Source organism: Pseudomonas sp. XP1, assembly GCF_053557675.1.
On sequence record NZ_JBNRIJ010000007.1, the window covers coordinates 96,300 to 122,436 of the forward strand.

Here is a 26,137-nt window from a genome sequence, read left to right on the forward strand (position 1 = left end):
TTTGAAATCTCGCTCGGCAAGGAAGCAGTAAGCACTTATCCGTCGAGGAGCCGCTGCATGTCCCGTGCTGTTGATCGTATCCTGCGCCCCAGCCTGATGGCCCTGGCCATCGCCGTGGCCGCGCCATTGGCCAGCCCTGCCCTGTTCGCCGCCGAGCAATCCGCTCAGCGCGCCTACGACCTGCCCAGCGCCCCGCTGGCCACCACCCTCAACCAGATCGCCAGCCAGTCCGGCATCACCCTGGCCATCGACCCGGCACTGGTCAGCGGCCGCACCTCGGCCCCGGTGAGCGGGCAGTATGATGGCCTCGGTGCCCTGCAGGCCGCCCTGCGCGGCACCGGCCTGCAGTTGCAGCAAAGCAGCGTGGGCAGCTACAGCCTGGTGGCTACGCCGGAAGGGACACTGGCGTTGCCGGAGACTGCGATCAATGCGACTTCCAACTATGAAAGCGCCTGGGGGCCGGTAGAGGGTTACACCGCTACTCGGACAGCAGCAGGCACCAAGACCGACACAGCCATCGCTGAACTGCCCCGCTCGGTGAGCGTGATCACCCGTAAGCAGATGGAAGACCGGCCGGTGCTCAACCTGAACGATGCCCTTCGCTACACCGCTGGCGTGCAGAGCAGCGGCTATGGGTCCGACTCGCGCAGCGACTGGTTGCTGGTACGTGGCTTTGTACCTACCCAGTTCCTCGATGGCTTGCCATTGCCCAAGGGCAACTACGCCACCCCCAAGATCGAACCCTGGAACCTGGAGCGCATCGCCGTGCTGCGCGGCCCGGCCTCTTCGGTCTACGGCCAGACCCCACCAGGCGGCCTGCTGGACATGACCAGCCGTCGGCCGCAATTGGAAAGCAGCCACGAAATCGAAGCCCAGGTTGGCAGCAACAACCACAAGCAGATCAACTTCGACAGCACCGGCAAGCTCGACGATGCAGGCCAGTTCCTGTACCGAGTGAGCGGCACCGTGCGTGACAGCGGTTCGCCAGTCGACCACATCCCGGACAAGCGCTACAACATCGCGCCCAGCCTGACCTGGAACATCAACGACGACACCAAGCTGACTTTCATCAGCCAATATACCCGCGATGATACCGGCATCACCGGCCAGTTCCTGCCCCTGCAGGGCACCAAGCTGGATAGCCCCGCAGGCAAGATTTCGCACCACAAGAACCTGGGCGACCCGGATTGGGAGTCCTACGACCGAACCTACTACCACCTGGGTTATGCGTTCGAAACACGCCTGAGCGACACCTGGCAGTTCCGTCAGAACTTGCGCTACGCGCGTAACGAACTGGACTTCAAGAGCATTACCGCCGGTGGTTCGATCTGGCCAGCCGGCCCGGACGAAGCTGTAAGCGCCGATGGCACCGTGCAACGCACCGCCGGTATCGTCGAGGAGGACATCTCCCAGTTCGCCCTGGACAACAACTTCCAGGCCGACTTCCAGACCGGCCAGGTTGCCCATACCCTGCTGCTTGGGCTAGACCACCAGCGCTCGGACAGCAACGCCCGCTGGCGCTGGGGCTCGGCTGGTGTGCCACCAAGCAATATCCACAACCCAATCTACGGTCAGGATTTTTCGAACGTTCAGTACTTCGACATGTACGACTACGACCAGAAAACCCAGCAGACCGGCCTGTATATCCAGGACCAGATGGCCCTGGACAACTGGCGCCTGACCCTCGGTGGTCGTGAGGACTGGGTGCACACCGGCACCACCTTTCACAACCAAGGCGACGCCACCAATACTCAGCGCGACAAGAAGTTCAGTGGTAACGCAGCACTCAGCTATGTATTCGATAACGGCCTGACGCCTTACATCTCCTATGCCGAGTCGTTCCAGGCTGCCACCGGCTCCACCGTCAACAGCACCGATGCCTTCAAACCGACCGAAGGCAAGCAATACGAACTGGGCATCAAATACCAGCCTCCAGGCAGCAATAGCCTGTTCACCGCTGCTGTGTTCGACCTGACGCAGGAGAACATGTCGGTAACCGAGGGTGGTGTGACACGTCAGGTTGGCGAAGTGCGTGTCAAAGGCCTGGAGTTGGAGGCTACTTCGGATGTGACCGAGAACCTCAAACTGGTGGGCTCGTACACCTACAACGACAGCGAAATCATCAAAGGCACCAGTGACGAGAAAGGCAAGCGCATGGCGCAGGTGCCGCGCAACCAGGCCACTGCCTGGGCTGACTACACCTGGCACAGCGGACCACTGGATGGGTTTGGGGTCGGCGTTGGCGTGCGCTACGTGGGCGACACCTACGGTAATACCACCAACACCGATTGGGGCCATGTGGGGTCCTACACCGTCTACGACGCATCGGTGCACTACGACCTGGGCCGCCTGAACAGCACCCTCAACGGAGTGACCGTAGCCGTGGATGCGAAGAACCTGTTCAACAAGGACTACTTGTCTACCTGTGACGGGTACTACTGCTACTACGGCGACGAGCGCAACGTGGTGGCCAGTGTCAATTACAAGTTCTGAGTAAGCCGGGCCATTCGCAGCACAAGGCTGCTCCTACAACGGCCAGCACGGTCCCTGTAGGAGCAGCCTTGCGCGGCGAAAGGGCTGCGCAGCAGCCCCAGCTTCCAACAGGCAAAATTCGGTACCGTGATGAAAAGCCCAACCATCCGCCGCTGGTCGGTGATCCACACCTGGAGCAGCCTGGTCTGCACCCTGTTCCTGCTGTTGCTGGCAGTCACCGGCCTGCCGCTGATCTTCCACCACGAACTCGAACACCTGCTCGGCGATGCCCCCGAACTGCGGGAAATGCCGGCCGATACGCCACACCTCGACCTGCAGCAGTTGGTGATCAAGGCCGAGCAGCACCGGCCCGGCGAGGTCATGCAGTACTTCGGTTACGACGAGGACGAAGCCAACGGCGTAGTGGCCATAACCGCCGCCACTGCCGGCACCGAACCCAATTCGTCGCACACCTTCATGCTCGACGCCCGCACCGGCGAAGCCGTGGCCATGCCGGCCGCCAACGGCGGCTTCATGATGACCATGCTGCGCCTGCACGTGGACATGTTCGCCGGCCTGCCCGGCAAGCTGCTACTGGCCTTCATGGGCGTGCTGTTCGTCGTGGCGATCATCTCCGGCACCGTGCTCTATGCACCGTTCATGCGCCGCCTGGACTTCGGCACGGTGCGCCACGGCAAATCCCGACGCCTGCGCTGGCTCGACCTGCACAACCTGATCGGTGTGGTCACATTGGCCTGGGCTCTGACGGTAGGCGTGACTGGCGTGATCAGCGCGCTGTCGGACCTGGTTATCGCCGCCTGGCGCAACGACAGCCTGGCCGCCATGGTTGCCCCATACCGTGATGCCCCACCGCTCACCGAACGCGCCCCGGCCACCCGCCTGCTGACCATCGCCGAACAAGCCGCCCCCGGCATGCGCCCGGACTTCATCGCCTTCCCCGGCACACGCTTTTCCAGTGAGCACCACTATGCGGTGTTCATGAAGGGCGGCACGCACCTGACCTCGCACCTGCTCACGCCTGTGCTGATCGATGCGCAAACGCTGGCGGTGACCGCAGTGGGCGAACGCCCGTGGTACATGGATGCCATGGGCCTGTCGCAACCGCTGCACTTCGGTGACTACGGTGGTCGGCCTATGCAGATTCTGTGGGCGATCCTCGATGTGCTGACCATCATCGTGCTCGGCAGCGGGTTATACCTGTGGTGGGGCAAACAGCGCACGAAGCGGGAGGCGCGGCCATGAGTCACAAGTCACAGCCGACCTGGCGCATCTTCATCTGGCCAACGGTCATGGCCCTGCTTACTACCGTGGGGCTGTTTGCCGCCTTGCTGGGGGACGGGGTCTGGGACAGCCTGGCCTGGCTCGGCCTAGGGGTATCGGCTGCCCTCGGCCTGCAAGGTTTCTACCCTCGTTCACGGCAGTAACCGGGTAATACCTGTACCCTCTTTTGCCGCGACATGGTTGGCTGCCATCTTCCAAGGAGCCACACCATGACACCTTTGCAGCGCCTCGAAGCGCTAGATCAACAGCTCATCGCCCTTGAGCGAGGCAAACCCGAACTGGTAGGCGAAACGGAACCGGCCGCCATGCGTCAACGCTTTTTTGGTGACCTGGCAGCGTTCTGGAACGACCCTGTCGAAGAAGGCCAGAGCCGGTTCAAGCAGCTGCGCCAACTGCGTCATGAACAACTTCTGGCCGAACTGGAACTGCGCCTCGCCGACCAGACCCTGGACTACAGCCACATCAGCCTGCTGCGCACCTCTCTGGAGCTGCCGTTACCCTGGCAGCGCAACCACTTGCCAGACACCCACCGGGCCCAGGTTTATCGTCCGGTTTTCAACCGTTCGAGCCCTCATGGCCGGTTGCCGTTACCCGGCGTGCTGGTGCTTGTGGCAGACGCGCCGCAAGGGGTGGACGCCGAGCCGGTTACAGCCTCCGGCATAGCACTGTTGTGCAGCGTTTCCCACGGCGTCGAAGGGTTCGCCAATCTGGCCGAATTACATACCGAACTATGTGAGCGCCTGGACGACCCGCTGCAAAGCCGCCCACTGTTGCAACTGCTACCCCGCCTGGAGGACCAGCAGCTGGTAAGGTGTGCCGACCGGCTGCGCTACGAGTGGTTTACCGGCGATCTGGTCGAACAACAGGTAACTGATGTGCTCGACGCCCAGCATCAACGGCTTACCATCGCCTGGCACGCCGCCTGGACGCTTGGCCAGACCCCGGATCTGCCGGCACTGAAAACCGCCATAGCCAAACAGCAGTCACTGATCGACCTCATGGGCAGCCAATATGCGCTGTCCACCCGTTATGCACTGCTGCTGGAAAAACACCTGCCCGCATGGCTGCGTGAGAGTTCCACGCAAAGCCTGACGCACATCATGCAAACGATCCAGGAGCTCGCCGGGGCCATCGCCCAGGCAGCTGCGCCTGGCTTGCTCACGCTGGAGCAATTCCGTACTCGCCACCACCTGCTCGCATGGGTACGTGAACGCCTGGGCGAGGCGCTACGCCGTGAGTTCGCCATCGAGTTGCCCGCCGAGAAAATCTGCGTATCCGTCACCCTGGCACGCCGCAAGGGCCCGTTGGTGAACCCACTGGCACCTTCCGGGTATGTTGCGGTTGTCAATCGTCGACATGTGGGTGATACCGTCGAACTGGTCCCCATCACCTACCGCCTCGACGAACTGGCGTTGCTCAATATTGCCTGGTTCGACCTCGACTACTGGCTGACTGCTCGAGTCCACCACGAGGATGGCAGCCCACTCGACTCGCTATCCCCCGAGGGGGCGAAGCGCCTTGTACGCAAACTCGACGCCGGCAGTGGCTACATCAGCTTTCTGCGCACCCACCTGCTTGAATCCTCCGCTGCGCGTTGGCGCATGCAGGCCCACGGCAACATAACCCGCACACGCATGCACGCCGAAGCGGCCAAGGCCCGTTACGCCAGGCATTTACTCGAGGGTACCCAAGAACGCGGTTATCGATGGATCAAGGCAGTTATCAACCACTCCGACAATCGCTGGCGACCCGCCATCGACGAGCAACGCGTCATGGTTCATCAATTGACCGCGGACGGGCATACGCTGCAAGGGGTACTGCTGATCAAAGCCCAGAATGAGGCTATTCAACCTCTTGTGTTGTACACACCAGACGCTCCCGACCGGCGCGCCTGGCGTGAATACCCGAACACCCGCGCCCTGCTGAAAATGTTACGCCGCACCCCCGCCCTGCGCCGTTACCTGGTTCAGCGGGCACCATTGGCCGATGGCATGCGGCTTGACCGGTTGATACGCAAGGGGCGCCTGGGGCCGCACGTGCAATGGCCAAAGATCGAAGGGAACCTGTTCGAAGCCCTTTACCGAGCGCAAGTCCAGGCCATGATCGCCGAAGCCGATGCCAACAGTCGCAGCCACAGCGAACTGCTTGGCGAAATCGGGCTGGCAACACTGCACCTGACCCTCGACATGATCAGCCTGGTGCTGCCAGCTCCGGCCCTCTCGTCCTTGGCCTTCGGGCGAATGTCGATCTCGGTCTGGGACGGTTTCGAGGCGATGAACAAGCAAGACCACGAGGCGATGCTTCATCACGCCATAGCTGCCTTCAGCCATGCTACCGATGGGCTGACCAGTTTCGCTAGCTCACCCCTCATGCGCAGGGCGATGCGCGGCCTGCCACCTCAACCCCCGCGGCCCCTGCCGACAACCCACGAAGCGGCCGTGGACGTGAGCAAACTGCGCTACCGGATCGACGGGGTCCACGGCGAGGAAGTGTACGAGCAGATCAATACGCTTGGCCCGGTTCGATACTTCGTGAAGGACAGCCAGGGGCGTATGTACAACGTCCACTTCGACGGCCATCGCTGGCGTGTGCTCGACCCCAGGCAACCGGACGCTTATGTACAGTTGCCTATCAAGCGTCTGCGCAATGGCAACTGGGTAGTCGATTCCATCGTGCTATGGCATGACGGGTTACCTGACGTAGCCCAGCTGTTGGAAGACGTACGCCTTCAACCTGCGGTTGAGGGCGAAGCGGTGGCAGGTGAGACCAACCTGTACGATGCCGGGGGGCAACTCTATCTGCAGTTAGGCACCCATCAGTTGCCGGTCCGTCGGCACCTGCTTGCCGATCATTACCATTTGCAACTGCCCGAGAAGGCCCTGGGTGCAGTCCACGCCTGGGCCGTGCTACGCCAGCTGGAAGGCCAGTGGCGCATCCGAGTGCGCCAGCCAGGCCGCAGCAGCGACTGGCTGGCACTGCCGGCGGTTTACTCGGCCAGCTTGGGCAGCAGCCGGTCAAGCCGCTGATGCAACGCACTGCCACTCGGCCAGTTGCGCAGCAGCCGCGCCCGATCACGGGCGTAGGCGGGGGCGAAGCTGAGCTGAGTGGCGTGTTGGCACATGGCGTCCAGGTCGATCAACGACCACTGGCCGTTGTGCCAGAACAGGTTGTGGCCCTTGAAGTCGCCGTGGCTGATACGCTCGCGAATCAGTTGCTGCATCACATGCACCAAGGCATCCACCTGCTCCTCGGGCGCATCGCCGTTATCCACGTAGGGCGCGAAGCATTCGGCCAGGTCCGGGCCATCGACATACTCGGTGACCAGGTAGGCACGGCTTCGCAGCCCCATCACTCGCTGCTCCAGCACCGCGAGTGGACGCGGCGTGGCAATGTCGAGGAATTCAAGGCGGTGGCCTTCGATCCAGGAATGCCAGGCCCGGCTCGGGCGCCAGAAGCGCTTGAACCAGTGCGCGGTGTTCTTGATGTTGTAGCGTTTGAGCACCAGCGTGCGGCCGCCAACCTCGATGCGCGCCACACTGGCCGCACCACCGGTCTTGTACAGGTGGCCTTGGTCGATCAACGCGTCAGCCTGCTCCAGCACCGGCAGCATGGCTTCGACCTCGTCGCGGCGGACCGCCCGCAGACCCGAAAGGCTGCGCTCGACACTGAACAGGCTGCATTCACGGCCAGCCTTTTCCAGGTAATCCTTCTGGCGCCAGCTGCGCACCTTGTCCACCTGCTTCTGCAAGGCTTCCATCGGCAGTGCATGCTCGGCGTTGGCCAGCAGGTAGTGCACCAGCAGTTCTTCGATGAACGGCTCCAGACGCTTGGGTAGCTGGGCGAAGAACACCCCAAGGTTTTCCAGCACACGTGGGCGCGACAGCTGCTGGCCAGGCGTTTCGGCCTTGATGCCGGCGCCATCGATCAGGTACAGCTTGCCGCCGTGGCGCAGCAGGTTGTCCAGGTGCAGGTCTTCCTGCCACAGGCCCCGGGCGTGCATGTGCGCCACTGCGGTGAGCGCCTCGCCCAGCACCAGGTGCTGCTCGTCGGCCAGCACCGGCAAGCTTTCCACTGCCGCCCAGGCATCGGCCAGGCTTTCGGCGCTGTCGAGGAATTCGAACAGCAGCCAACCACCCTCGCCTTCCTTGAGGCCGTCGGCCAGCAGCTTCGGCGTGGTCAGGCCCTGCTCGGCCAGCAGCTTCACGCCTTGCAGTTCGCGCTGGAAATGCCGCGCAGCGTTACCACCGACCAGCAGCTTGGCCAGCACCGGGGTACCGCGCCACACGCCGGCGCCCACATAGCGCTGGCCCGGCAGCACGCGCAGCAGGCTGAGTAATTGCAGGTCAGCCGTGCCGGCGGCATCGGCCAGGGTGATGCTCAGGGGCAATGAGGGGTTGCGCCCGGCCTCTTTCAATTCAGACAAACGCATCAGCGGGCCTCTTTTTCACGACGGCGTTGCGTCAGGCGTTGCAGCCATGTATCGACCAGCGTGCCATCGGCAGGCTGCACCAGGTAGCTGGCCAGCAAGGTACGTACATCACGCTCGCTCCAGACCGGGGCACGACGCAGCAGCGGCTCCAGGTCCTTGAGACGGTCACGCATGCCGAACAGCAGGGGGCGGGTCTTCTCCAGGTCGATCAGTTGCGCGTCCCAGCCTTCGCGGCGCTGGCGCAGGAAGATGTGCTTGGGGTAGAAACAACCATGCACCTGGCCGGCGCTGTGCAGGGTGCGCGCCAGCTGGCCACAGGCCTGCAGGACGCCATTGCGTTCAGCATCGCTCAGTTGTGGCCAGCGTGCCAGCAGGCTGTCGAGGTCGGCCCATTCGTCCAGGGCGCGAGTCATCAGGATCGCCCGATGCGTGCCGCCTTTCTTTCGCTCGCCATAGAACACCGCCTGCAAGGCCGGAATCTGCAGCTTCTGGTAACGGCTGATGTTGCGGAACTCGCGGGCGAAGGTTGGCTCGCCAAATGGCCGGTGCAGGGTACGGGTCAGGTAATCGCTCTGGCGCTTGAGATAGTAGCCCTTGCCTTCGAGCTCCAGGCGGAACACGCTGCTCCAGCCACCGCGGCCGGTGTTCGGTTCGTCCACGGCATCCAGCTGCAGTGCCCACAGCGCCTCGAAGTCGTCCAGGCCATGGCGTTTGAGCAGCGCGAGGTCCGCGCTGGCCAGGTAATCGGTCATTCCCTTCCCTCGAAAAAGCTCACCACCTGGCGAATGCGCTTCTTGTCACGCACATTCAGCCGGTCGCGGCCACGGTATTGCAGGTAGAAACGCAGGCGCTGGGTTGCCGACAGGTGGTATTTGGCCACTTTGTCCAGGCACGCCAGGTCCTTGATCATCCGGTGCCGCCACATGAAGCCGCGCCAGAAATCGCCGGTGGGGCAGTCGATGAAGAATAGCGTGCCCTGGTCGTCGACCAGCAGGTTGCGCCATTTCAGGTCGTTGTGGGCGAAGTGGTGCTGGTGCATGACCCGGGTGTGGCGCGCCAGCTGGCTGCTGACATGCCTGACCCAGGCGCGATCGGCCAGGCGGGCATCGTTGCGCTCGGCCAGCGCCGACAGGTCTTCTGTGCGCGGCAGTTCGCGGGTGATCATGGCCCCCCGGGCAAAGGCCAGACCATGGCGCTCCAGGCCCCAGGCCACTACTTCGGCAGTGGGGATGCCCCACTTGTCGAACTGCTTGAGGTTCTGCCATTCGGCTTTGATCCGCGGCCGGCCCAGGTAACGGCGCATGTGCTTGCCAGCACCGGTGTAACGCTTGATGTAGTAATTGACCCCGTCACGAGTGATACGTACCACCTCGCTGAGCGGGTCGCGGGTCAGGCGCTCGCCTTGCAGGGCAAATACCGCATCGAGGCTGCCGAAGTCCGCCGCCAGGTGTTCGTAGCCCGGCGCCAGTGTCCACCCCGCCATCAGAGTGCATCCCCATAACGTTGCTTACGGTCGTAGAGTTTCTGCGCCTTGCGCTCCAGCCACGCGAGCAGCGCGGCTTCATCCTTCAGGATCTGCCGCAGCGGGCGTTGGAAGTAACCACGCAGAAAGCGCAGCTTGTCGCGCTGGGTCAGGCCGATGTCCAGCGCCGAGAAGTACAGCGCGGCCAGGTCCTTGTCGCGCCAGCGACGGCTGATTTTCGCCCGGGTCTGCGCTCGGTGCAGGTCGATCACCGACAGTTTGAAGTCGTCCGCCGTCACCGGGCGGTCGGTGTGCAGCAGGAAGTGGCAGATGTAACAGTCGCGGTGGTTGACCCCCGCGCGGTGCATGCCGCCGGTCATCTTCGCCACTTCGGCGATCAGCGCGCGTTTCAAGCGCGGCTCGGGCGGCTGCCTGACCCAGTCGATGCTGAAGTCTTCCAGGCTGATGGTCGGCGCCAGTTCTTCGGTGATGATGAACGAGTGCTGCGCGGCCGGGTTGCTGCCACGCTCGCCATAGGCGACGGCAGTCATGGTCGGCACGCCAACCTGGTGCAGTCGCTGGATGGCCTGCCATTCCTGGCCGGCACCGAGCACCGGTAGCTTGGCGGTAAGCAGGTTCTTGAAGATCTCGCCCCAGCCAATGCCGCGGTGGATCTTCACGAAGAAGCCCTCGCCAGCGACCTCGGTGCGCAGCGTGCGGCGCCCTTCCAGTTCGCGATAGACCTCGCCTTGCAGCGCCTCCACGGCATCGAAGGCATCACGCCCGGCCCAAAGACGCTTGAACGGTTCGGCCAGTATCAGCTTCATGCGGACTCCTGCCCCAGGATCACATCGGCGGCATGCTGCGGCATGCTGTACAAATCGGCGGTTTCAGCAAACGCCAGGCCGTTGCGCGACCAGCTGGCGCGGGCCTGTTGGTCTTCCAGCATGCGCTGCAGGTAGCCATTGAGCTGTTCCTGCTCGAATGGCTCATCCAGCACCAGGCCGCTGTCGGCCTCGGCAATGTAGTGGGCGTAGCCGCACACCTTGGAGACCAGCACCGGCAGGCCGGCCACCAGCGCTTCGAGCAGCACCGTGCCAGTGTTCTCGTTGTACGCCGGGTGGATCAGCAGGTCGGCGCCCAGCAGGAAACGCGGGATGTCGCTGCGGCCCTTGAGGAACTGCACCTGCTCGCCCAGGCCCAGGGTAGCGCTTTGCAGCTGGAACACCTTGGGGTCATCCTGGCCGATCACCATCAGCCTGGTGCGCTTGCGCAGGGCCGACGGCAGTGCAGCCAGGGCCTTGAGGCTGCGGTCAACGCCCTTGGTCTTGAAGCCCGAGCCAATCTGCACCAGCAGCAGGTCGTCATCGCCCAGGTTGAATTCCTTGCGGAACTCTGCGCGGATCTCGTCGGCGTTGGCCGGCGCGCGGCGGTCCTGGGAAATGCCCGGCGGCAGCAGGTGGAACCGCTCCACCGGGGTACCGTAGTGCTTGATGAACAGCGGCTGCTGCACTTCGGAAATCATCAGCACTTCGGTATGGGCGTCCTTGGCGAACACCGCTCGTTCGTACTCGGCAAAGTGCCGGTAGCGGCCCCAGCGGCGGTACAGGCCGCCGCGCAGGGTTTGTGCCTTGTCCTCGAAGCAGCCGTCGGCGGCGTAGTACACGTCCAGCCCTGGCATCTTGTTGAAGCCGATCAGGCGGTCGACCGGGCGCCTGGCCAGGTCGGCGGCCATCCAGGCGCTGAGCTTTTCATTGCGGCGATGGTTGAAAATCGCCTTCACCGGCGCCACCAGCACTTCGAAGCCCGGCGGAATGTCACCCTCCCAGATCAGCGTGTACACACGGATCTGATGGCCCCGCTTCTGGCATTCCAGGGCAATGCGCATGAAGTCACGCTGCAGCCCACCGAAGGGGAAATATTTGTAAAGCACGAAAGCCAGTTGCATCAACGGACATCCTCAGCCAGCAGCAACGCGCTCAAGCGGCTCGCTACATGCTCGGGATTCAGGCGAGTGAAGCACAGCGGCCACTCGCGTTTCAGATCGAACCGGCGCAGGTCGTCGGCGCTCGGTTTATAGGTGCACTTCTTCTGCAGGCAGGGCGCGCAGGGCCAGTCACTGGCCTGGTGAATCTGGGTCCGTCCGTAGGCGCCGGTCAGGCCCGGGTTGGTCGGGCCGAACAGCGAAATGGTGGGCACATCGAGTGCCGCCGCCAGGTGACCGAGGCCCGTATCGACCGCCACACAGGCTTTTGCCGCCGCCAACACGCGTGCGACGCCGGCAAGGTTCAATTTGGGGAGTACCTGGCAGTTGTTCAAGCCCTGGGCGATGCGCTCGGCCCGCGCCTTCTCGGCCGGGTTGCCCCACGGCAGGCGCACCTCCAGCTTGCGCCGGCCCATGCGCTCGGCCAGTTCGCGCCAGTAGGCTTCGGGCCAGTGCTTGGTCGCCCAGGTGGTGCCATGCAGGAACACCACATAGGGGGCGGCCGGCGGCAGTTGCAGGCGCTCGAGGTCGAGGCCGTAGTTGCCGATGCCTTCCGGCAGGTCGTAGGCCAGGGCCATTGCGAACAGCTGGCGCACCCGCTCCACCGCGTGCTGGCCGGTGGCAACCGACAGGCGCCGGTCATAGAAGCGGCTGGCCCAGCCTTCGCGGGCCGAGTAGCGGTCCAGGCCGGCCACCGGAGCCTTCACGTAGCGGGTCAGCCAGGCCGACTTGACCAGGCCCTGGGCGTCGATCACCAGGTCGTACTTGCGCTCGCGTACACGTTGCTTGAACGCCTTCCACTCGCCGCTCTTGATGGTTTGCCAGAGGTTCTTGCGCCAGCGGCGAATGGCCACCGGGATCACCTGGTCGACCGCCGGGTGCCAGCTGGGGATTTCGGCGAAGCCTTCTTCCACCACCCAGTCGAAGCGGATGCCCGGGATGGCGTGGGCGGCATCGGTAAGCGCCGGCAAGGTGTGGATCACATCACCCAGCGACGAAGTCTTGATGATCAGTACCCGCACTTAGTCGACCTCGGCCACGGTATCGATCAGGTCCGGCCCGGTCAGGCTGTGCAGGGCAGCAATGACTTTGCCCGGTTCGAGCAGGCGCAGGCAGTTGTAGTGGCCGAAGCGGCAGGTGCGGTCGAAGCACGGGCTGCACTCGATGCCGGTGCGCACCACTTCCACGTGCTCGGCCAGCGGCGGGGTGAAGCCCGGCGAGGTCGAGCCGTACACCGCCACCAGCGGGCGGTTCAGCGCGGCGGCCACATGCATCAGGCCCGAGTCGTTGGACACCACGGCATGGGCGCAGGACATCAGGTCGATGGCCTCGGCAAGCGAGGTTTCGCCGGCCAGGTTGGACGATTCTTCACGCAGGCCCGGGATCAGCCGGTCGCGGATCTGCTCACCGACCGGGTGATCGTTCTTCGAGCCGAACAGCCACACCTGCCAGCCCTGGCGGATCATCGCATCGGCCACGGTGGCGTAGTGCTCGGCCGGCCAGCGCTTGGCCTCGCCGAACTCGGCACCAGGGCACAGCGCCAACACCGGGCGGTCCAGCTCCAGGCCGAACTTGGCCAGCGCCGTATCGCGGCTTTGCGCTTCGATCTGCAGGCTGGGGCGCGGGTACGGCTGCGGCAGCTCGGCGCCGGGCGCGTAGGCCAGGGCCATGAAGCGCTCGATCATCAGCGGGTAGCGGGCCTTGTCCAGCTTGCGCACGTCGTTGAGCAGGCCGAAGCGCATTTCGCCACGCCAGCCGGTGCGCTTGGGGATACCGGCAAAGAATGGCACCAGCGCCGACTTGAGCGAGTTGGGTAGCAGGATGGCCTGGTCGTACTGGCCGGCCAGGGACTTGCCGATGCGTCGCCGCGTGGCCAGTTCCAGTGCACCGTGGCCGAGCGGGAAGCTCAGGGCCTGACGGACCTCGGGCATGCGCTCGAGGATCGGCCGGCTCCACTCGGGGGCCAGCACATCGATCACGCAGTCGGGGTGCTGCTGTTTCAGGCTCTGGAACAGGGTCTGCGCCATCACCATGTCGCCGACCCAGCTGGGGCCAATGATCAGTATTCTCATGCTTAGTCCAGAAACGCTCGGGGAGGCTACAGGCTGCGGTACAGCCTGGCCTCCCCTCTTTATATTCAGGCTATGTGGCGGACAGTGTACCACTCAGGCATATCCGTCGCTGATTGCAGCCCCTGTGGGAGCGGCCTTCAGGCAAGGCCCAATTCACCCCAGATCCGCCGCACTTCGCGGCGCTCATCGGCAAACTGCGCCGCATCGATCACCCCGGCCTGCTTCTGCAGGGCCTGGCGGTGCGAGGCCGAGCGGAAAGCCTTGTACACTTCACGCAACAGCACCGCGTCACTGGCCGGCATCAAACCCGCCTGCTCCAGCTCTTCCAGAATGCGGATGTTATCGGTCCATCGGAGTATGGCCGGGTGGTCGTGGGACCAGGCCAAAGCGGCGTATTGCACCATAAATTCGATATCGACGATACCGCCGGCATCCTGCTTGATATCGAACGGCACGCCGGCCTCGAAGGCGTTGGCCGCGGTACCGGCTGCGGTGGCCTTGGTGCCGAGGTTGTCGCGCATCTTGGCGCGCATTTCGCTCACTTCGCTGCGCAGTTTTTCCAGGTCGCGGGCCTTGCCCAGCACCTTGGCGCGCACGCCTTCGAACGCCGTGCCCACCTGCTTGCAGCCCACCAGCACCCGGGCCCGCACCAGGGCCTGATGCTCCCAGGTCCAGGCCTCGTTCTGCTGGTAGCGCTCGAACGCTCCCAGCGAACTCACCAGCAGCCCCGAGGCACCCGACGGGCGCAGGCGCATGTCCACGTCATACAGCTGGCCCGAGTTGGTCTGGGTGGTCAGCAGATGAATGATGCGCTGGCCCAGGCGGGTGAAGAACTGCGCACTGTCGATCGGCTTGGCACCGTCGGTTTCCGCCTGCGGGTCGCCGTCATGGATGAATACCAGGTCCAGGTCCGAGCCGTGACCCAGCTCCAGGCCTCCTACCTTGCCGTAGCCGATGATGATGAAACCCGGGTCGCACAGGCTGCCGTCGGTGCGCTTGGGCTGGCCATGGCGGGCCACGGTCTGGCGCCAGGCCAGGGCCAGCACCTGGTCGAGGATGGCCTCGGCCAGCCAGGTCAGGTAGTCGCTGACTTTCATCAGCGGCAGGTTGCCGCTGATTTCCGAGGCGGCCACACGCAGGCTGTGGGCCAGCTTGAAGTGGCGCAGCGCCTCCATTTGCTGTTCCAGATCGTCCTCGGGGATGCGCGTCAGGCGTTCGCGCAGTTCGCTGGCCAGCTCCGGCGCCAGTGGCGGGCTGAACAGGCGGCCTTCATTGAGCAGTTCGTCGAGCAGCAGCGGGTAGCGGGCAATCTGCTCGGCAATCCAGGGGCTGGCGGCGCACAGGGTCAGCAGGCGACGCAAGGCGCCAGGGTTTTCGGTGAGCAGCACCAGGTAGGCAGAACGCCGTGCCACGGCCTCGACCAGCGGCAGCACGCGCTCGAGCACCAGGTCGGGGTTGTCATGTTCCACAGCCTGGGCCAGCAACCGCGGGATAAAGGCATCCAGGCGTTCACGGCCAATCCGCTGCATCGAACGCAGCTGTGGGCTGGAGCGCAGCGCGGCCAGGCGCCGCAGGGCTTCGGCGGGCTGTTGGAAACCGGCCTCCTGCAGCTGACGGCCAGCGGCATCTTCATCCTGTGCCTGCTCCCAAAGCGGCGACCATTCGCCACCCACCACCAGCTCGCCCTCGCCATCTTCATCATCCGGGTCGGCGATCACCTGGCGGAAGTGCCAGTCAATGCGGCCACGCCAGTGTGTCAGCTGGTCATGGAAGCTTTGCCAGTCGGCGTAACCGAGCATGTAGGCCACCCGCGCCTTGTCGGTCTCGCTGTCCGGCAGCATTTGCGTCTGGCGGTCGGCAATGGCCTGGATGGCATGTTCGGTATAGCGCAGGAACTCATAACCCTCGCGCAGCTCGGCGACCACGGCTGGCGGCAGATAGCCCTGGCCCTCGAGGGTGGCCAGTACTTTCAGCAACGGCCGCTGTTGCAGGCTGAGGTCGCGCCCGCCGTGGATCAGCTGGAAGGCCTGGGCGATGAATTCCACCTCGCGAATGCCACCAGCACCCAGTTTGATGTTGTCGGCCATGCCCTTGCGTCGCACTTCCTGCTGGATCAGCTGCTTCATGGTGCGCAGCGCTTCGATCGCGGAAAAGTCCAGGTAGCGGCGGTACACGAACGGCCGCAGCATCTCCTGCAGCTGCGCGCCGGCCGCCTGGTCGCCGGCCACCACCCGCGCCTTGATCATCGCATAGCGTTCCCAGTCACGGCCCTGGTCCTGGTAGTACTGCTCCAGGGCATTGAAGCTGAGCACCAGCGCGCCGGCCGAGCCATACGGGCGCAGGCGCATGTCCACGCGGAAAACGAAACCGTCGACGGTGACCGGGTCCAGCGCCTTGATCAGGCGCTGGCCCAGGCGGGTGAAGAACTCTTGGTTGTCCAGCGAGCGCTTCACACCTTCGGTTTCACCGCCTTCGGGGAAGGCGAAGATCAGGTCGATGTCCGACGACAGGTTCAGTTCTACCGCGCCCAGCTTGCCCATGCCCAGCACCACCATGTGCTGTGGCTGGCCGCTGCGGTTGCCGACAGGCGTGCCGAACTGCTGGCAGTGGCGCGGGTACAGCCATTGGTAGGCTTCGTCGATGGCGGCGTCGGCCAGGTCGGACAGATCGCGGCAGGTTTCGCCCAATGCGGCCTGGCGCGTGATGTCGCGCCAGATGATGCGCAGCTGTTGGCGGTTGCGCTCGCGGCGCAGGTTGCGCGCCAGCTCGTCCTCGCTCTGCGCCGCCTGAGCAGCTGCAGCGATGTGCCCGCGCAGTTCACCCGCGGCGTAACACCGATCCAGCTCGCCACTGGCCAGCAGGCCGAACAGCATGGCCGGCTCGCGCCGGACCAGGCCGAGCACGAAGTCGCTGGCGGCAGCTACCTGGTCGAACTGTTGCCGGTGCAGCGGGCTCCAGGCACTGAGGTCGAGTTCCGGGTGGTGAGCCACCGCATCGCTGATGAATTGCTGGTTGCGTGCGACCAGTGGCTGCAGGGTAGCGGGCAGATCGGACGGCAAAGGTAGGCGCATGGTCTATCCTTGATCGGCGTGAAATAGAGGGGAATAAGCGGCCAAGGGGAAGCCGGACCACGGTTGGACTGTCGTACAAAAGTTGGAAATAGCTGAAAAAAACGTAAAATTGGCACCAAACATCAAGAATTACCCGCTCGCGACACAATGCCAACCAACATGAACGTTTTTCCTCACAAGCCAGCATGCGACGAAACGTCGCACAAATGTAGTTTTACTACTACTCGTGTCGTGTAAAAGCATGAAATGCGAAAGCAAATGTAGTAAAACTACACGGCGCCGGAGGACACCCCGGTAATCCAAGAATTCACGACGTCTGCCCATAAGGCCAGTCGCAACTTCAGGCAATCGATTCTGGTTGCCTTTCCGCCCTGGAGCAAGCCATGCAAGACCTCGATCCAATCGAAACCCAGGAATGGCTGGATGCCCTGGAGTCGGTCCTCGACAAAGAAGGCGAAGACCGCGCTCATTACCTGATGACCCGTATGGGCGAGCTGGCCACCCGTAGTGGCTCCCAGCTGCCGTATGCGATCACCACGCCATACCGCAACACCATCCCTGTCACCCACGAAGCACGCATGCCTGGCGACCTGTTCATGGAACGCCGCATTCGCTCGATGGTGCGTTGGAACGCCCTGGCCATGGTCATGCGTACCAACCTGAAAGACTCGGACCTGGGCGGACACATCTCCAGCTTCGCCTCCAGCGCCACCCTGTACGACATCGGCTTCAACTACTTCTTCCAGGCTCCGACCGAAGAACACGGCGGCGACCTGATCTTCTTCCAGGGCCACGCTTCGCCAGGCGTCTATGCCCGTGCGTTCATGGAAGGCCGCATCAGCGAAGACCAGATGAACAACTTCCGTCAGGAAGTGGACGGCAACGGCCTGTCTTCGTACCCACACCCATGGCTGATGCCTGACTTCTGGCAGTTCCCGACCGTTTCGATGGGTCTGGGCCCGATCCAGGCCATCTACCAGGCACGCTTCATGAAGTACCTGGAAGCCCGCGGCTTCATCCCGGCCGGCAAGCAGAAGGTCTGGTGCTTCATGGGCGACGGCGAGTGCGACGAGCCGGAATCCCTGGGTGCAATCGCCCTGGCCGGCCGCGAGAAGCTGGACAACCTGATCTTCGTCATCAACTGCAACCTGCAGCGCCTCGACGGCCCGGTTCGCGGCAACGGCAAGATCATCCAGGAACTCGAAGGCGTGTTCCGTGGCGGTGGCTGGAACGTCAACAAGGTTGTCTGGGGCCGTTTCTGGGACCCACTGTTCGCCAAGGACACCAACGGTGCCCTGCAGCGCCGCATGGACGAAGTCATCGACGGCGAGTACCAGAACTACAAAGCCAAAGACGGCGCGTACGTTCGTGAGAACTTCTTCAACACCCCAGAGCTCAAGGCCATGGTCGAAGACCTGTCCGACGAAGAGATCTGGAAGCTCAACCGTGGCGGCCACGACCCGTACAAGGTCTACGCGGCGTACCACCAGGCGGTCAACCACAAGGACCAGCCTACCGTCATCCTGGCCAAGACCATCAAGGGTTACGGTACCGGTGCCGGCGAAGCCAAGAACACCGCGCACAACACCAAGAAGGTCGACGTCGACAGCCTGCGTCACTTCCGTGACCGCTTCGACATCCCGGTCAAGGATGCCGATCTGGAGAACCTGCCGTTCTTCAAGCCGGAAGAAGGTTCTGCCGAAGCCAAGTACCTGGCCGAACGCCGTGCTGCCCTGGGCGGTTTCGTGCCACAGCGCCGCGCCAAGAGCTTCAGCGTACCGACCCCGCCACTGGAAACGCTGAAAGCGATCCTGGACGGCTCGGGCGACCGCGAAATCTCCACCACCATGGCCTTCGTGCGTATTCTGGCGCAGCTGGTCAAGGACAAGGAAATCGGCCAGCGCATCGTTCCGATCATCCCGGACGAAGCTCGTACCTTCGGTATGGAAGGCATGTTCCGCCAGCTGGGCATCTACTCGTCGGTCGGCCAGCTCTACGAGCCAGTCGATAAAGACCAGGTGATGTTCTACCGCGAAGACAAGAAGGGCCAGATCCTCGAGGAAGGCATCAACGAAGCCGGCGCCATGTCGTCGTTCATCGCTGCCGGTACCTCGTACAGCTGCCACAACCAGCCGATGCTGCCGTTCTACATCTTCTACTCGATGTTCGGCTTCCAGCGTATTGGCGACCTGGCCTGGGCTGCTGGCGACAGCCGCACCCGTGGCTTCCTGATCGGCGGTACTGCCGGCCGTACCACCCTGAACGGTGAAGGCCTGCAGCACGAAGACGGTCACAGCCACATGATGGCGGGCACCATCCCGAACTGCCGCACCTACGATCCGACCTACGGCTACGAGCTGGCGGTGATCATCCAGGACGGCATGAAGAAGATGACCGAAGAGCAACAGGACATCTTCTACTACATCACCGTGATGAACGAATCCTACCAGCAGCCAGCCATGCCGGCCGGTGTCGAGGAAGGCATCATCAAGGGCATGTACCTGCTGGAAGAAGACACCCGCGAAGCCGCGCACCACGTACAGCTGATGGGCTCCGGCACCATCCTGCGCGAAGTCCGCGAAGCAGCGAAGATCCTGCGTGAAGAGTTCAACGTCGGTGCCGACGTGTGGAGCGTAACCAGCTTCAACGAACTGCGTCGCGACGGCCTGGCCGTGGAACGCGCCAACCGCCTGAAGCCTGGCCAGAAGCCACAGCAGACCTACGTCGAGCAGTGCCTGAACGGTCGCAAGGGCCCGGTCATCGCCTCCACCGACTACATGAAGCTGTTCGCCGAGCAGATTCGCCAGTGGGTACCGAGCAAAGAGTTCAAGGTCCTGGGTACCGACGGTTACGGTCGCAGCGACAGCCGCAAGAAACTGCGTCACTTCTTCGAAGTCGACCGCCACTTCGTGGTGCTGGCTGCCCTGGAAGCCCTGGCTGACCGCGGCGAGATCGAACCAAAGGTTGTTGCAGACGCTATCGTCAAGTTCGGTATCGACCCGGACAAGCGCAACCCACTGGACTGCTGAGGAGTATTTTTAAGTGAGCGAACTCATTCGCGTACCTGACATCGGCAGCGGTGAAGGTGAAATCATCGAGCTGTTCGTCAAGGTCGGTGATCGTATCGAGGCTGACCAGAGCCTGCTGACCCTGGAGTCCGACAAGGCCTCCATGGAGATCCCGGCCCCGAAAGCCGGCGTCATCAAGGAACTGAAGGTCAAGCTGGGCGACCGCCTGAAAGAAGGCGACGAGCTGCTGGTTCTGGAAGCCGAGGGCGCCGCTGCTGCGGCCCCTGAGGCCCCGGCCGCAGCCCCGGCCCAGGCTGCTGCGCCGGCTCCGGCCGCCGAAGCCGCCCCGGCCCCTGCTCCGGCAGCAGCCCCGGCTGCCGCCAGCGTGCAGGACATCCACGTGCCGGACATCGGCTCGTCGGGCAAGGCCAAGATCATCGAAGTGCTGGTCAAGGTCGGCGACACCGTCGAAGCCGACCAGTCGCTGATTACCCTGGAGTCCGACAAGGCCTCCATGGAAATCCCGTCGCCGACTGCCGGCGTGGTCGAAGAGGTCCTGTGCAAGCTGGAAGACGAAGTCGGCACTGGCGACCTGATCTTCAAGCTGAAAGTCGCGGGCGCTGCCCCGGCTGCAGCTCCTGCACCTGCCGCGGCTGCTGCCCCGGCCAAGGCTGAGGCGGCTCCGGCCGCCGCACCTGCCGCTGCAGCCCCGGCTGCTGCCCCTGCACCGGTTGCTACCGCACCGGCTGCCGGCAGCAACGCCAAGGTTCACGCAGGCCCGGCGGTTCGTCAGCTGGCCCGGGAATTTGGCGTCGACCTGGGCGCGGTTGCCGCGACCGGTCCGCACGGCCGCATCCTGAAAGAAGACGTGCAGGTCTACGTCAAGGCGATGATGCAGAAGGCCAAGGAAGCACCGGCAGCCGCTGGCGCAACCGGTGGCGCAGGCATCCCACCGATCCCTGCCGTGGACTTCAGCAAGTTTGGTGAAGTGGAAGAAGTCGCCCTGACCCGCCTGATGCAGGTCGGTGCTGCCAACCTGCACCGCAGCTGGCTGAACGTGCCGCACGTGACGCAGTTCGACTCCGCCGACATCACCGAGCTGGAGGCCTTCCGCGTTGCGCAGAAGGCCGTGGCCGAGAAAGCTGGCGTGAAGCTGACCGTGCTGCCACTACTGCTCAAGGCCTGCGCCTTCCTGCTCAAGGAACTGCCGGACTTCAACAGCTCGCTGGCGCCAAGCGGCAAGGCCATCATTCGCAAGAAGTACGTGCACATCGGCTTTGCGGTGGACACCCCGGACGGCCTGCTGGTCCCTGTGATCAAGAACGTCGACCAGAAGAGCCTGCTGCAACTGGCTGCCGAAGCGGCTGCGCTGGCCGAAAAAGCCCGCACCAAGAAGCTGTCGGCCGACGAGATGCAAGGCGCCTGCTTCACCATCTCCAGCCTCGGCCACATTGGCGGCACCGGCTTCACGCCGATCGTCAACGCGCCGGAAGTGGCTATTTTGGGCGTCTCCAAGGCGACCATGCAGCCGGTCTGGGATGGCAAGGCCTTCCAGCCGAAGCTGATGCTGCCGCTGTCGCTGTCCTACGATCACCGTGTGATCAACGGCGCTGCCGCCGCGCGCTTCACCAAGCGCCTGGGCGACGTGCTGGGCGATATCCGCACCATGCTGCTGTAAGGCAGCCCGCTGCCCCTCCCCGCGAGGGGCAGTACCCTTTTCGAGCTGCCACGCTCGTACCTCAACCCCGTCGATTGGCGGGGCTTTTTTTGCCCGGATTTTCCGGGAGGGCTGCAACCTCTGTGGGAGCGGGTTCACCCGCGAACACCGGCGCAGCCGGTGCCATGTACTGTGTTGGATTGTTCGCGGCGGTTCGACGCCTCGATAAACCCGCTCCCACAGGCCGCAAAGCGGCCCCGGAAATATCAGCCAGACTACAGATTCCCACCCACCAGCCGATAACCCGTCCACAGCATCACGCATGGCTGCTTGCCAGCCCCCGGGACATGATGCAACCTTGCCAGACCTGCCGCCCCCAAGGCCGCGTTCCCTCTTCAAGCGAGTCTTCGATGAAAAGCCAACCCGATGCCGCCAGCCGTGTGGCGGCCGAGGTCGTCACGCAGTTACCCGTGCCCTCGCGGCTCGGCATGCTGCGTTTCGAAAGGCTCAACGAAGCCAGCTGGACCATGCTCTACCTCGACCCGGCCTGCGAGCGCCAGTTCGGCCTGCACGCCGGCGACCTGTGCGCTCTGGTAGACGCACCCTATGCCAGCCTGATGGAACCCGAAGCCCGCTATCGGCTGCACGACGAGATCCAGCTGCAACTGGCCCAGCGCGGCTACTACCGCGTGCGCTACACCTTGCACACGCCAACTGCATCGCTACGCCTGCTGGAGGCTGGGGAAGCCTACAAGCAGCACAACCGCCACCTGTTGCGCGGCTACCTGAGCGTGCTCGACGACCAGGCCGAAGATACTGGCGAGGCCGGTGCCAGCGACCTGGAATCGCGCAACAACCGCCTGCAATTGGCCCTGCAACTGAACCAGCGGGCGCAGCAGGAACAACTCGAGCACCTGGAACGGGTACGCGGGCAGCAGGACCTGATTCTGCGCCTGGCCCGCCAGCGCTACAGCGCCGGGAACTCGCTGCGGGAAGCCGCCCAGCTGATAACCCAGAGCGCCTGCGAGATCTACAAGGTGGACAGCGCCAGCATCTGGCACCTGGAAGACCAGCGCCTGGAGCCCATCATCGCCTGGTACCGGGATGCGCAAGAGCACCGCCAGCCCGAAGCAATCGATGCCAGCCACTTCCCCGATTACCTCGACGCGCTGCACGCCAGCCGCGCCATCGACGCCCACAATGCCGGCCACGACCCGCGCACCCGCGCCCTGGCGCAAAGCATGTGCCCGGAAAACAAGGCCATGCTCGATGCCAGTATCCGTGTCGATGGCCAGGTAGTCGGCGTGCTGTGCCTGGAACAGACCGGCCAGACACGGGCTTGGCAGTCGGACGAAATCGCCTTTGCCGGCGAACTGGCCGACCAGTTCGCCCAAGTCATCACCAACCACAACCGGCGCACCGCCGCCAGCGCCCTGCACCTGTTCCAGCGTGCGGTCGAGCAAAGCGCCAGCGCCTTCCTGCTGGTCAACCGCGACGGTGTGGTGGAGTACGTCAACCCCAGCTTTACCGCCATCACCCAGTACAGCACCGAGGAAGTGCAAGGCCGCCACCTGGGCGAGTTGCCGGCGCTGGAAAACCTGAGCGAGCTGCTGTTCGACTCGCCGTCGAGCCTGGCCATGGGCAACAGCTGGCAGGGCGAGTTCAAGAGCCGGCGCAAGAACCTCGAGCCCTACTGGGGCCAGCTGTCGATTTCCAAGGTATACGGCGATAACCGTGAGCTGACTCACTACATCGGCATCTACGAAGACGTCACCCAGACCAAGCTGGCCCAGCAGCGCATCGAGCGCCTGGCCTACACCGACAACCTGACCAACCTGGGCAACCGCCCGGCGTTCATCCGCAGCCTGGACGAGCGCTTTGCCCGTGATGGCGAATACTCGATGTGCCTGCTGCTGGTGGATATCGACAACTTCAAGCGCATCAACGACAGCCTCGGCCACCAGACCGGCGACAAGCTGCTGATCAGCCTGGCCCGGCGCCTGCGCAACAGCCTGCACGCCGGCGGTATCCTGGCGCGCTTTGCCAGTAACGAGTTCGCCGTACTGCTCGACGACACCAGCCTGGAAGATGGCCAGGGCGTGGCTCAGCAATTGCTGCGCACCCTCGACAAGCCGATGTTCGTCGACAACCAGTTGATCAACGTCACCGCCTCGGTGGGCCTGGCCTGTGCGCCACTTCATGGTGCCGACCCGGCCAGCCTGATGAAGAACGCCGGCCTGGCGCTGCACAAGGCCAAGGCCAACGGCAAGCACCAGGTGCAGGTGTTTACCGAAGTGCTCAATGCCGAAGCCAGCTACAAGCTGTTCGTCGAGAACAACCTGCGTCGCGCCCTGACCCAGAACGAACTGGAGGTGTTCTACCAGCCCAAGCTGTGCCTGCGCAGCGGCCGCCTGCTGGGGCTGGAAGCACTGCTGCGCTGGAACCACCCCGAGCGGGGCATGATCCGCCCGGACCAGTTCATCAGCGTGGCGGAAGAAACCGGCCTGATCATCCCCATCGGCAAATGGGTGGTGCGCCAATCGTGCCGCATGAGCCAGCAACTGCGCCAGGCCGGCATGGGCAACCTGCATGTGGCCATCAACCTGTCGCCAAAGCAGTTCTCCGACCCGGACCTGGTAGCGTCGATCAGCACCATCCTCGAGGAAGAAGCCCTGCCCCCGCACCTGCTGGAGCTTGAGCTGACCGAAGGCCTGCTGCTGGAGGCCACCGAAGACACCCACCGCCAGCTGGATGAGCTGAAGGCACTGGGCCTGACCCTGGCCATGGACGATTTCGGCACCGGTTATTCGTCGCTGAGCTACCTGAAGAAATTTCCGATCGACATCCTCAAGATCGACCGCAGCTTCATCAACGAGATCCCGGACAACCAGGACGACATGGAAATCACCTCGGCGGTGGTGGCCATGGCTCACAACCTCAAGCTGAAGGTGGTGGCCGAGGGTATCGAGACGCCGGAGCAGCTGGCGTTCCTGCGCCGGCACCGCTGCGACGTGGGCCAGGGCTACCTGTTCGACCGGCCGATTCCGGGGCGCGAGCTGGCTGAACGGCTGAAGCGTTACCCGCGCGGTCCTCTGGCCTGACAGCCGCGCAAACCTCGGGCACTATAGAAACCATCAGGGCCCTATCGCCGGCAAGCCAGCTCCCACAGGGACCGCTCATATCCCAAAACCTGTGGTATCCATGTGGGAGCTGGCTTGCCGTCGATGGCTCCACCACCTATCCAACTGAATAAACACAGAGGAACCGCCATGGTCCTGCGTTCGGAAATCCTGGTGAACAAAAACGTCATGCCAACCGCGGAGCAGGCCCTGCCTGGCCGCGAAACGCCAATGAAGCTGCCCGAGTTCCACTACGTGTTCAAAGACACGCCGCTGCTCGGCCCGTTCTTCGAAGGCGCCATCGACTTCGCCATCTTCGGCCTGGGTTGCTTCTGGGGCGCCGAGCGCCGCTTCTGGCAGCGTGAAGGCGTGGTCAGCACAGTGGTCGGCTACGCTGGCGGCTTCACCCCCAACCCTACCTATGAAGAAGTGTGCTCGGGCCTGACCGGCCACACCGAAGTGGTGCTGGTGGTGTTCGACAAGGACAGGGTCAGTTACCGCGAGCTGCTGGCGATGTTCTGGGAACTGCACAACCCGACCCAGGGCATGCGCCAGGGCAACGACATCGGTACCCAGTACCGCTCGGCCATCTACTGCACCAGCCCTGAACAGCTGGAACAGGCCAAGGCCAGCCGCGACGCCTTCCAGGCCGAACTGAGCAAGGCCGGCTTCGGTGAGATCACCACTGAAATCGACCAGGCACCGACCGTGTACTTCGCCGAGGCCTACCACCAGCAGTACCTGGCCAAGAACCCGGACGGCTACTGCGGTATCGGCGGTACCGGCGTGTGCCTGCCACCGAGCCTGCAGGGTAACTGAAGCATGAGCACGATGACTTTGTTCCACTCGCCGTTGTCGCCTTTCGTGCGCAAGGTCATGGTGGTGTTGCACGAGACCGGCCAGCTTGAGCGCGTGCAGCTGCAGCCGGTGAATATCAGCCCGGTCAGCGGCGACCTACAGCTCAACCAGGACAACCCGATCGGCAAGATCCCGGCCCTGCGCCTGGAAGACGGCACCGTGCTGCATGACAGCCGGGTGATCTGCGAGTACCTCGACTTGCAGCACGTCGGCCTGCCGCTGCTGCCGCGTGAAGGCTCGGCGCGTTGGCGGCGCATGACGCTGGTGTCGCAGGCCGATGCCATCATGGATGCGGCGGTGTCGAGCCGCTATGAGACCTTCCTGCGCCCTGAAGACAAGCGCTGGGAGGGTTGGCTGCAGGCACAGGGCGACAAGATCCGCCGTAGCCTGGCCAATCTGGAGCAGGAGCATTTGCCCGAGTTGATGTCCGGGTTCGATCTGGCAGCGATCGGCGTGGCCTGTGCGCTGGGGTATCTGGATTTGCGCCAGCCCGAGTTTGGCTGGCGTGAACACCAGCCTGGCTTGGCGGCGTGGTATGCCGAGGTGGCCAAGCGGCCTTCGATGGTGGCAACAGCACCGACAGCCTGACGGGCCGCTATCGCCGGCAAGCCAGCTCCCACAGGTACTCCACGCTCTTGAATCCTGTGCTGTACCTGTGGGCCCGGGTTTCGGCGGCATGGCCCTTGGTGCTGCGGGCGCCACG

General features: G+C 63.8%; 17 protein-coding genes. 9 read left to right on the forward strand and 8 right to left on the reverse strand.

What is annotated here, in order from left to right:
* Nucleotides 1–57 precede the first annotated feature (57 nt).
* The 4 genes from ACK1U9_RS09080 (at nucleotide 58) to ACK1U9_RS09095 (ending at nucleotide 6,800) form a co-directional block, all read left to right on the forward strand.
* Entirely contained in the window at nucleotides 58–2,493 is a 2,436-nt protein-coding gene (locus ACK1U9_RS09080) for a TonB-dependent siderophore receptor (RefSeq protein ID WP_196183147.1), read from the forward strand.
* A 129-nt stretch (nucleotides 2,494–2,622) separates the two neighbouring features.
* Entirely contained in the window at nucleotides 2,623–3,735 is a 1,113-nt protein-coding gene (locus ACK1U9_RS09085) for a PepSY-associated TM helix domain-containing protein (RefSeq protein WP_108481136.1), read from the forward strand.
* Nucleotides 3,732–3,917, forward strand: coding sequence for a hypothetical protein (locus tag ACK1U9_RS09090; protein ID WP_085600044.1), 186 nt, complete (start codon nucleotides 3,732–3,734; stop codon nucleotides 3,915–3,917). The genes ACK1U9_RS09085 and ACK1U9_RS09090 overlap by 4 nt, the downstream gene beginning before the upstream one ends.
* 66 nt (nucleotides 3,918–3,983) lie before the next feature.
* Nucleotides 3,984–6,800: a dermonecrotic toxin domain-containing protein gene (locus tag ACK1U9_RS09095; RefSeq protein WP_085600042.1), complete on the forward strand. Its 2,817-nt coding sequence runs from the start codon at nucleotides 3,984–3,986 to the stop codon at nucleotides 6,798–6,800.
* Here the strand turns inward: ACK1U9_RS09095 and ACK1U9_RS09100 are convergent.
* The 8 genes from ACK1U9_RS09100 to glnE all read right to left on the reverse strand — a co-directional run bounded on the left by ACK1U9_RS09100 (nucleotide 6,761) and on the right by glnE (nucleotide 16,792).
* On the reverse strand, nucleotides 6,761–8,203 hold the full coding sequence (locus tag ACK1U9_RS09100; protein ID WP_085600040.1) for a lipopolysaccharide kinase InaA family protein: 1,443 nt from the start codon (nucleotides 8,201–8,203) through the stop codon (nucleotides 6,761–6,763). The two genes, ACK1U9_RS09095 and ACK1U9_RS09100, sit on opposite strands and share 40 nt — an antisense overlap.
* Nucleotides 8,203–8,955 (reverse strand): lipopolysaccharide kinase InaA family protein, encoded by a 753-nt coding sequence (locus tag ACK1U9_RS09105; protein ID WP_108481138.1) that lies wholly within the window; start codon nucleotides 8,953–8,955, stop codon nucleotides 8,203–8,205. Before ACK1U9_RS09105 ends, ACK1U9_RS09100 begins: the two co-directional genes overlap by 1 nt.
* The gene (locus tag ACK1U9_RS09110; RefSeq protein ID WP_449109838.1) at nucleotides 8,952–9,686 is read right to left on the reverse strand and encodes a lipopolysaccharide kinase InaA family protein; all 735 of its coding nucleotides are present in this window, start codon (nucleotides 9,684–9,686) and stop codon (nucleotides 8,952–8,954) included. Before ACK1U9_RS09110 ends, ACK1U9_RS09105 begins: the two co-directional genes overlap by 4 nt.
* A complete protein-coding gene (gene rfaP / locus ACK1U9_RS09115) occupies nucleotides 9,686–10,492 on the reverse strand; it encodes a lipopolysaccharide core heptose(I) kinase RfaP (protein WP_085600036.1) in 807 nt (268 codons plus the stop codon). Before rfaP ends, ACK1U9_RS09110 begins: the two co-directional genes overlap by 1 nt.
* Entirely contained in the window at nucleotides 10,489–11,613 is a 1,125-nt protein-coding gene (locus ACK1U9_RS09120) for a glycosyltransferase family 4 protein (protein ID WP_046614462.1), read from the reverse strand. Before ACK1U9_RS09120 ends, rfaP begins: the two co-directional genes overlap by 4 nt.
* Nucleotides 11,613–12,671, reverse strand: coding sequence for a lipopolysaccharide heptosyltransferase I (gene waaC / locus ACK1U9_RS09125; protein ID WP_015268679.1), 1,059 nt, complete (start codon nucleotides 12,669–12,671; stop codon nucleotides 11,613–11,615). Before waaC ends, ACK1U9_RS09120 begins: the two co-directional genes overlap by 1 nt.
* Nucleotides 12,672–13,721, reverse strand: a complete 1,050-nt coding sequence (gene waaF, locus ACK1U9_RS09130; protein WP_046614463.1) for a lipopolysaccharide heptosyltransferase II — start codon at nucleotides 13,719–13,721, stop codon at nucleotides 12,672–12,674. It abuts the gene before it with no gap.
* Nucleotides 13,722–13,858: 137 nt separating this feature from the next.
* On the reverse strand, nucleotides 13,859–16,792 hold the full coding sequence (gene glnE / locus ACK1U9_RS09135; RefSeq protein WP_108481139.1) for a bifunctional [glutamate--ammonia ligase]-adenylyl-L-tyrosine phosphorylase/[glutamate--ammonia-ligase] adenylyltransferase: 2,934 nt from the start codon (nucleotides 16,790–16,792) through the stop codon (nucleotides 13,859–13,861).
* A 383-nt stretch (nucleotides 16,793–17,175) separates the two neighbouring features.
* On the opposite strand from glnE, the gene aceE reads away from it, so the two are divergent.
* The 5 genes from aceE to ACK1U9_RS09160 all read left to right on the forward strand — a co-directional run bounded on the left by aceE (nucleotide 17,176) and on the right by ACK1U9_RS09160 (nucleotide 26,022).
* Complete coding sequence (gene aceE, locus ACK1U9_RS09140) at nucleotides 17,176–19,821, forward strand: pyruvate dehydrogenase (acetyl-transferring), homodimeric type (RefSeq protein WP_046614465.1); 2,646 nt, start codon at nucleotides 17,176–17,178, stop codon at nucleotides 19,819–19,821.
* A gap of 13 nt (nucleotides 19,822–19,834) precedes the next feature.
* The gene (gene aceF, locus ACK1U9_RS09145) at nucleotides 19,835–21,478 is read left to right on the forward strand and encodes a dihydrolipoyllysine-residue acetyltransferase (RefSeq protein WP_449109839.1); all 1,644 of its coding nucleotides are present in this window, start codon (nucleotides 19,835–19,837) and stop codon (nucleotides 21,476–21,478) included.
* Between the two features lie 389 nt (nucleotides 21,479–21,867).
* Nucleotides 21,868–24,558 (forward strand): putative bifunctional diguanylate cyclase/phosphodiesterase, encoded by a 2,691-nt coding sequence (locus ACK1U9_RS09150; protein WP_046614467.1) that lies wholly within the window; start codon nucleotides 21,868–21,870, stop codon nucleotides 24,556–24,558.
* A 168-nt stretch (nucleotides 24,559–24,726) separates the two neighbouring features.
* Nucleotides 24,727–25,395, forward strand: coding sequence for a peptide-methionine (S)-S-oxide reductase MsrA (gene msrA / locus ACK1U9_RS09155; protein WP_046614468.1), 669 nt, complete (start codon nucleotides 24,727–24,729; stop codon nucleotides 25,393–25,395).
* A gap of 3 nt (nucleotides 25,396–25,398) precedes the next feature.
* Entirely contained in the window at nucleotides 25,399–26,022 is a 624-nt protein-coding gene (locus tag ACK1U9_RS09160; RefSeq protein ID WP_046614469.1) for a glutathione S-transferase, read from the forward strand.
* Nucleotides 26,023–26,137 lie beyond the last annotated feature (115 nt).

Bases quoted from the DNA above. Each gene is read 5' to 3' on its own strand.
- ACK1U9_RS09080 (WP_196183147.1), top strand. From the start codon at position 58: ATGTCCCGTGCTGTTGATCGTATCCTGCGCCCCAGCCTGATGGCCCTG.
- ACK1U9_RS09085 (WP_108481136.1), top strand. From the start codon at position 2,623: ATGAAAAGCCCAACCATCCGCCGCTGGTCGGTGATCCACACCTGGAGC.
- ACK1U9_RS09090 (WP_085600044.1), top strand. From the start codon at position 3,732: ATGAGTCACAAGTCACAGCCGACCTGGCGCATCTTCATCTGGCCAACG.
- ACK1U9_RS09095 (WP_085600042.1), top strand. From the start codon at position 3,984: ATGACACCTTTGCAGCGCCTCGAAGCGCTAGATCAACAGCTCATCGCC.
- ACK1U9_RS09100 (WP_085600040.1), bottom strand. From the start codon at position 8,203: ATGCGTTTGTCTGAATTGAAAGAGGCCGGGCGCAACCCCTCATTGCCC.
- ACK1U9_RS09105 (WP_108481138.1), bottom strand. From the start codon at position 8,955: ATGACCGATTACCTGGCCAGCGCGGACCTCGCGCTGCTCAAACGCCAT.
- ACK1U9_RS09110 (WP_449109838.1), bottom strand. From the start codon at position 9,686: ATGGCGGGGTGGACACTGGCGCCGGGCTACGAACACCTGGCGGCGGAC.
- rfaP (WP_085600036.1), bottom strand. From the start codon at position 10,492: ATGAAGCTGATACTGGCCGAACCGTTCAAGCGTCTTTGGGCCGGGCGT.
- ACK1U9_RS09120 (WP_046614462.1), bottom strand. From the start codon at position 11,613: ATGCAACTGGCTTTCGTGCTTTACAAATATTTCCCCTTCGGTGGGCTG.
- waaF (WP_046614463.1), bottom strand. From the start codon at position 13,721: ATGAGAATACTGATCATTGGCCCCAGCTGGGTCGGCGACATGGTGATG.
- glnE (WP_108481139.1), bottom strand. From the start codon at position 16,792: ATGCGCCTACCTTTGCCGTCCGATCTGCCCGCTACCCTGCAGCCACTG.
- aceE (WP_046614465.1), top strand. From the start codon at position 17,176: ATGCAAGACCTCGATCCAATCGAAACCCAGGAATGGCTGGATGCCCTG.
- ACK1U9_RS09150 (WP_046614467.1), top strand. From the start codon at position 21,868: ATGAAAAGCCAACCCGATGCCGCCAGCCGTGTGGCGGCCGAGGTCGTC.
- msrA (WP_046614468.1), top strand. From the start codon at position 24,727: ATGGTCCTGCGTTCGGAAATCCTGGTGAACAAAAACGTCATGCCAACC.
- ACK1U9_RS09160 (WP_046614469.1), top strand. From the start codon at position 25,399: ATGAGCACGATGACTTTGTTCCACTCGCCGTTGTCGCCTTTCGTGCGC.